Origin of the sequence: Bradyrhizobium valentinum, assembly GCF_001440405.1 — a bacterium.
Lineage (GTDB): Bacteria > Pseudomonadota > Alphaproteobacteria > Rhizobiales > Xanthobacteraceae > Bradyrhizobium > Bradyrhizobium valentinum.
On record NZ_LLXX01000010.1, the window covers coordinates 1 to 1,321 of the forward strand.

The following is a 1,321-nucleotide window of genomic DNA, read 5'->3' on the forward strand; positions in this document are numbered from 1 at the left end:
TACCTGATCGATCTCGCCCACCTGCACGGCAAGCCAGTATGCGTCGGTGGACCTGACGTGTCCTCCAGCCCGCATCTTTACGCGGACGCGGACTTCCAGGTGATCGGCGAGGCCGAGCAAATCATCGAGCAATTCATCGCCGCCTGGGAAAGCGGCGAGCGCAAGGGCGTGTTCATCGCCGAGAAATTCAAGATCGACGTCACGCTAAGCCCGATGCCCCGCTACGATCTGATCAAGTTCGATCGCTATCTCTTCATCGGCGTGCAATATTCGCGTGGCTGCCCGTTCACCTGCGAGTTCTGCGATATTATCGAGCTGTATGGTCGCGTGCCGCGCACCAAGACCAACGATCAGATTCTCGCCGAGCTGCAAGCACTCTACGATCACGGTTATCGCGGGCATGTCGATTTCGTCGACGACAATTTCATCGGCAACAAGAAAAACCTTCGCACGCTACTACCGCGGCTGAAAGCCTGGCTGGAAGAGCGCGACTATCCGTTCGAGTTCTCGACCGAAGCCTCGATCAATATCGCGGACGACAGCGAGCTGTTGCAGGCAATGAAGGACGCGAACTTCTTCGGGATTTTCGTCGGCATAGAGAGCCCGGATCCAGAGACGCTCGTGCAGATGAAGAAGAAGCAGAACACCAGGCGCAACATCGCCGAGTGCATTCATAAGATCTACGGCTACGGCATGTTCGTCACCGCGGGTTTCATCGTCGGGTTCGATACCGAGAAAGTCTCGATGGGGCAGGCGATGATCGACTTCATCGAGGAGGCGAACGTTCCAGTCTGCATGGTTGGACTGCTCTATGCGCTGCCTGGTACACAGCTGACGCGGCGGCTAGCCAAGGAAGGTCGCCTGCATAACGGCCATGACCTCATGAAGGTCGAGCAGGCGGGCGACCAATGCACGCTCGGCTGCAATTTCGACACCAAGCGTCCGCTTCGTGACATCCTTGCGGATTACAAGGCCGTGCTCGGTCACGTGTTCAGCCCGACGGCATATGCAGGACGGCTGTCGCGGCTTGCCGTCATGCTCGACCGGTCCGACCGGCGCCGCGACCTGCCGGATGGCGACATGCGCAAGAGGCTTGGCGGCATCGACAGCGTGCACAAGATCATGCGTGCCCTGCCGGAGGTTTGCGAGCCGTTCTGGAAGACCTTCGTCGAGGTCGCCAAGACCAATCCACGCGCGCTGCGTTACATTGTGATGCTGATGGCGCTGTACCTGCACCTCGGGCCGTTCTCGAAGCGCGTGATCAGTGAGATTGACCGCCGGATTGCCGAGCTGGACGGTATGCCTCCGGTGAGGGCCACGG

The 1,321-nt window shown here is 59.3% G+C and carries 1 protein-coding gene; it reads left to right on the forward strand.

What is annotated here, in order from left to right; genetic code table 11:
• Window positions 1–1,321, forward strand: a 1,321-nt coding sequence (locus CP49_RS01105; RefSeq protein WP_057848456.1) for a B12-binding domain-containing radical SAM protein, incomplete at both ends; no start/stop codon positions are given.